At 64.2% G+C, this 5,381-nt stretch carries 5 protein-coding genes; 3 read left to right on the top strand and 2 right to left on the bottom strand.

From position 1 onward, the window contains the following. Both Q7T45_RS19465 and Q7T45_RS19460 read right to left on the bottom strand, forming a co-directional pair. On the bottom strand, window positions 1-647 hold a 647-nt coding region (locus tag Q7T45_RS19465; protein ID WP_304872771.1), incomplete at its 3' end, for an AMP-binding protein. A 136-nt stretch (window positions 648-783) separates the two neighbouring features. Continuing rightward, window positions 784-2,880, bottom strand: a complete 2,097-nt coding sequence (locus tag Q7T45_RS19460; protein WP_304872769.1) for a 3-hydroxyacyl-CoA dehydrogenase NAD-binding domain-containing protein — start codon at window positions 2,878-2,880, stop codon at window positions 784-786. Window positions 2,881-3,078: 198 nt separating this feature from the next. Between Q7T45_RS19460 and Q7T45_RS19455 the strand changes: the two genes are divergently transcribed. From Q7T45_RS19455 to Q7T45_RS19445, 3 genes are all read left to right on the top strand, one after another. Beyond that, complete coding sequence (locus tag Q7T45_RS19455) at window positions 3,079-3,939, top strand: IclR family transcriptional regulator (RefSeq protein WP_304872767.1); 861 nt, start codon at window positions 3,079-3,081, stop codon at window positions 3,937-3,939. 63 nt (window positions 3,940-4,002) lie between these two features. Beyond that, on the top strand, window positions 4,003-4,800 hold the full coding sequence (locus Q7T45_RS19450; protein WP_304872765.1) for an ABC transporter ATP-binding protein: 798 nt from the start codon (window positions 4,003-4,005) through the stop codon (window positions 4,798-4,800). Further along, the coding region (locus tag Q7T45_RS19445; protein ID WP_304872763.1) for an ABC transporter ATP-binding protein at window positions 4,797-5,381 on the top strand (585 nt) is incomplete at its 3' end. The genes Q7T45_RS19450 and Q7T45_RS19445, both read left to right, overlap by 4 nt.

The raw sequence follows: 5,381 nt of genomic DNA, 5'->3' as shown, positions 1-5,381 counted from the left end.
CCGTGGCTGAGCATCGCGCCCTTCGGCAGGCCGGTGGTGCCGCCGGTATATTGCAGCAACGCCATATCGTCGGCCGAGAGTGCCGGCCATGCCGAAGGTTTGGCGGCGCCGGCGGTGAATTTTTTGAAGGTAACGATCGCGGGGTTGTCCGGGATCGGCGTATGCGGATTGCCGACCGTGCCCCAGTCGTCGTCCTGGCAGACGATCAGCCGGTCGACCAGGCCTTTTTCCAGAAACTTCAGCGCCGTCGGCAACAGCGTCGCGAGATCGCTGGTGACCAGCACCCGCGCGCCGCTATCGCGGAGCTTGTGCGACAGCGCGATGGCGCCGTCGAGCGGGGAAAGATGCACGATGCGGGCGCCGGCCTTCAGCGCGCCGAAAAAATTGACCGGATGATCCGGCGAATTGCCGAGGAACAGCGCCACCGAATGGTTCTTGCCGCAGCCGGCGCGCAGGAACGCAGCAGCCGCGACCTCGACCATCGCTTCCAGTTCGGCGTAGCTGATCGGCCGATCGCGGAATTCGATCGCCGGCCGCGATCCGTATTCAGCGGCTGCCGCCGACAACAGATCGGGCAGCGGGCCGCGCGGAAGCGGATCGTCCCAGCGGACGCCTTCCGGATAATATTGCTCGCCGGGGTGGGTCATGCTTACTTTCAGCAAAGCGTAACGAAGACACCGTCATTCCGGGGCGCTCGCGCACAGCGAGCGAACCCGGAATCTCGAGATTCCGGGTTCGCGCTGCGCGCGCCCCGGAATGACGAGTGGTAAGCGCAGGGGCCCATCAAGCCGCCTTCGCGGACTGCGCCAGCGACGCAAAGGTCTTGCCTTCGGCGGCAAGGCGCTTGAGCAGCGGTGACGGCTCCAGCGAGGGATCGTTGGTCTCCTTGGCGTAGTAGGACAGCCGGTCGGCGATGTGCTTGAGGCCGACCTGGTCGGCATAGAACATCGGGCCGCCGCGATAGACCGGCCAGCCATAGCCGTAGAGCCAGATCACGTCGATATCGCTCGGACGCGCCGCGATGTTCTCCTCGAGGATTCGCGCGCCCTCGTTGATCATCGGATACATCATGCGCTCGAGGATCTCGTCGTCGCTGACCACGCGCTTCTTGCGGCCGAGCCGCTGCAGGGTCTCGTCGATCAGCTTTTCCACCTCGGGATCGGGCAGCGCCGCGCGCGATCCCGCTTCATACTTGTAATAGCCCTTGCCGGTCTTCTGGCCGAAGCGGCCGGCTTCGCATAGCGCGTCGGCGATTTCCGACTTGATGCCGCGGTCCTTGCGCGAGCGCCAGCCGATATCGAGGCCGGCGAGATCGCCCATCGCGAACGGGCCCATCGGCATGCCGAATTTCGTCACGACCGCATCGACCTGCTGTGGCAGCGCGCCCTCGAACAGCAGTTTTTCGGCCTGCTTGCCGCGCTGTGCCAGCATGCGGTTGCCGACAAAACCGTCGCAAACGCCGACCACGGCCGGAACTTTTGCGATTTTGCGGGCGACCGCGACCGCGGTGGTCAGCGCATCGGGTGCGGTCTTGTCGGCGCGCACGATCTCGCACAGCTTCAACACATTGGCCGGCGCGACGAAGTGCATGACGAGCACGTCCTGCGGACGTTTTGGAACCTTCGCGATTTCTTCGATGTTGAGATAGGAGGTGTTGGACGCCAGCACCGCGCCGGGTTTGGCGAACTTGTCGAGCGCCTCGAACACTTCCTTCTTGATCGCCATGGTCTCGAACACGGCCTCGATGATCAGGTCAGCATCCCTCACGTTCTCGAGCCCGACCTTGCCGGTGATCAGGCCCATGCGCTTGGCGGGAGCGTCGGCGGGAATGCCGCCGCGCGCCGCCGTCGCCTCGTAATTCTTCTGCATCACGCCCATGCCGCGCTTGAGCTGTTCTTCGCCCGTCTCGATCAGCGTCACCGGAATACCGGCATTGGCGAACGACATCGCGATACCGCCGCCCATGGTGCCGGCGCCGATGATGGCGACGCGTTCGACATTGCGCGGTTTTGTTCCCTCGGGCACGCCGGCCACCTTGGCCGCTTCGCGCTCCGAAAAGAAAGCATAGCGCTGCGCCTTCGACTGGTCGCTGGCTACCAGCTTGAGAAAACCCTCGCGCTCCTTCTTCAGGCCTTCGTCGAACGGCAGGTCGATGGCGGCACCGACCGCGTCGGCGGCGGCGAACGGCGCTTCCAGCCCGCGCGCCTTCTTGGTCAGGGCGGCGACCGCGTTGGTGAAGATCGAGCGGTCGGCCCTGGCGGCGGCGAGCTTGCTGTCGTCGTCGCGCAGCTTGCGCAGCGGACGCTTCTCCGCCAGCACCTTGCGCGCAAAGCTCTCGCCGCCCGATGCCGGACCTTCGACGACTTCCTCGATCAGGCCGTGCTTCAGCGCGTCAGCGGCGCTGATCGGATCACCGCCGACGATCATCTTGACCGCGAGCTCCGGACCGACCGCGCGCGGCAGCCGCTGGGTACCGCCGGCACCGGGCAGCAGGCCGAGCTTCACTTCGGGCAGGCCGAGCCGCGCGTCCTTGGTGGCGACGCGGAAATGGCAGGCGAGCGCGACCTCGAGGCCGCCGCCCAGCGCGGTGCCGTGAATCGCGGCAATGATCGGCTTCGGCGAGTTCTCCATCACGACTAGCACTTCAGCCAGGCCGGGCGGCTTCGGCGGCTTGCCGAATTCGGTGATGTCGGCGCCGGCGATGAAGGTGCGGCCGGCGCAGGTCAGCACGATCGCCTGCACTTCGGGATCGGCGATGGCGCTCTTGATGCAGTCGAAAATACCGCCGCGCACGGCGGCGCTCAACGCATTGACCGGAGGACTGTTGACGGTGACGATGGCGATGACGTCACGACGCTCGAGCTTGACCACTTCGTTCACGAGACTCTCCCTGGGCATTTCTTCGATTTCTTCTTGGATTACTTCTTAACTTGCGTTGAGTGGCTACGACAACCCGGCGACTTGCGTTGAGTAGCTATTTTCGCTGATTTCGCACTGCGAAATTCAATTCCACACCTTGACATGGAGGGTTATTTTGAAGCACGTCCCTTGTCAACGAGGTCCGTCCAGCGGCAGGCAATGAAGCGTCCAGGCAAGAAAGTGGCGACCGATCGCAGCTTCGTCGTCGCGCTTTCCCGCGGCCTTGATGTGTTGCGCGCATTCCATCCCAACGACGGGCTTCTTGGCAATCAGGAGATCGCGGCCCGTACCAACTTGCCAAAGCCGACCATTTCACGGCTGACCTACACCTTGACCAAGCTGGGCTACCTTACATCCGTTCCGCGGTTCGAGAAGTATCAGCTGGCGCCTTCAGCCATGGCGCTGGGGTATGCCGCCCTTGCAAATCTCGGCGTTCGGCATTTGTCCGAACCCTTCCGCGAGGAACTGATGCGCGAGACCGGCGGCGCGGTTGCCGTCGGCGGTCGCGACCGCACCAGCATGATCTACTTCGGCCAGAGTCGTGGTCAAACAATAGGCGTTCAACTGGACGTCGGTTCGCGAGTCCCGATTGCAACCACCGCGATGGGACGCGCCTATCTCTGGGCGCTGCCGCCCGACGAACGCGCCGTGCTGTTGCGCGAACTGCGCGAGCACTATGGCAGCCGCTGGTCCCGGATGCGCGATGGCATCGAACGCGCAGGCGAAACGATCGAGAAACTTGGTTTCGCGATCTCGGCCGGCGAGTGGCACGACGACATCCACGCCGTCGGCGTCAGCCTGAAGCTGAATGACGGAACCGGTCCTTACGCATTCAATTGCGGCGCGCCCGCATTCCGCTTCACGGAAGATCGTCTGCGCAACGACATTGGACCTCGCCTCGTGGCGATGGTAAGGAACATCGAAGCGGCGCTCGGCGGAGCGGCGCCGCAATCAAAAAATGAAAACAAGAAGTTGAAAGCAGGAGGGAGAGTTGCACGTGTGGTCGAGGGGATCAGGTAGCCTTCATCGAGGTGACCAGCGAAAAGGTCATTCCAGCCCGAAGAATAATCCGGGCTGCAACCGATGATGCAGGCACAGCTCGCGCAGGGACAAAGCCCCCTGCTTGCGGTTCGCGACGTCAGCGTCGTGTTCGGCGGCATCATTGCGTTGAATGGCGTGTCGTTCGACATGCATAAGGGCGCAATCCTCGGCCTGATCGGACCGAACGGCGCCGGCAAGACAACGCTCTTCAACTGCCTCTCCAGGCTCTATCAGCCGAGCACCGGCGACATCCTGATGGAGGGCCAGAGCATCCTGACGCGCCCGCCGCACAAGATTGCCGAGATCGGCATCGGCCGCACCTTCCAGAACGTCGCGCTGTTCCCCAACCTGACGGTGCTCGACAATGTCAGGGTCGGCACCCACGCCCGCACCAACAGCGACATCATCTCGGACTCGCTGAGACTGGGCTGGGTCCGCCGCGGCGAGGCCGAGCTCAACAAGAAGGTCCACGAGATCATCAGCTATCTCGACCTCGACGACGTCGCCCACACCGTGGTGTCCGGCCTGCCGTTCGGCACCCAGAAGCGCGTCGAGCTGGCGCGCGCGCTGGCGGCCGAGCCGAAGATCCTGCTGCTCGACGAGCCCGCCGGCGGCCTCAACCATGAGGAAGTGCACGTACTCGGCGACCTGATCCGCCGGATCCGCGACGACCGTCACATGACCATTCTGCTGGTCGAGCATCACATGGGCCTCGTGATGTCGATCGCCGACCACGTGGTCGCGCTGAATTTCGGCCGCAAGCTCGCCGAGGGCACGCCTGCCCAGGTGCAGTCCGACCCGGATGTCATCAAAGCCTATCTGGGGAGCAAGGACCAATGACCGCGATGCTCAATATCAAGGATTTGCGGGCTTACTACGGTCAGGTCCAGGCGCTTCACGGCCTCGAATTCGGTCTCAATGAAGGCAGCCTGACCACCCTGCTCGGCGCCAACGGCGCCGGCAAGACCACCACGCTGCGCGCGATCTGCAACATGGTGCGCTCGACCGGCTCGATCGAGTTCGACGGCGCCTCCCTGACCGGCCGCTCGACCGAGAACATCGTCCGGCTCGGCATCGCCCATGTGCCGCAGGGCCGCGGCACCTTCACCACCATGACGGTGGAGGAGAACCTGCAGCTCGGCGCCATCACCCGCAAGGACACGGCCGGCGTCACCTCCGACATCGAGCGCATGTACGATCACTTTCCGGTCCTCAAGGAGCGGCACACCCAGCAGGCCGGCACCCTGTCGGGCGGCGAACAGCAGATGCTGGCGGTCGCCCGCGCGCTGATGCTGCGTCCGCGGCTGATGCTGCTGGATGAGCCGTCGTTCGGCCTGGCCCCGCTGATCGTGCGCGATCTGTTCAAGATCCTCGGCAAGATCAACCGCGAGGACAAGGTCACCATCCTGGTGGTGGAGCAG

The organism is Bradyrhizobium sp. (assembly GCF_030646015.1).
Classification (GTDB): domain Bacteria; phylum Pseudomonadota; class Alphaproteobacteria; order Rhizobiales; family Xanthobacteraceae; genus Bradyrhizobium.
The sequence above is the reverse complement of the archived record's forward strand: the minus strand, read 5'-3'. Positions and strand labels throughout refer to the sequence as shown.

Bases quoted from the DNA above. Each gene is read 5' to 3' on its own strand.
- Q7T45_RS19455 (WP_304872767.1), top strand. From the start codon at position 3,079: ATGAAGCGTCCAGGCAAGAAAGTGGCGACCGATCGCAGCTTCGTCGTC.
- Q7T45_RS19450 (WP_304872765.1), top strand. From the start codon at position 4,003: ATGATGCAGGCACAGCTCGCGCAGGGACAAAGCCCCCTGCTTGCGGTT.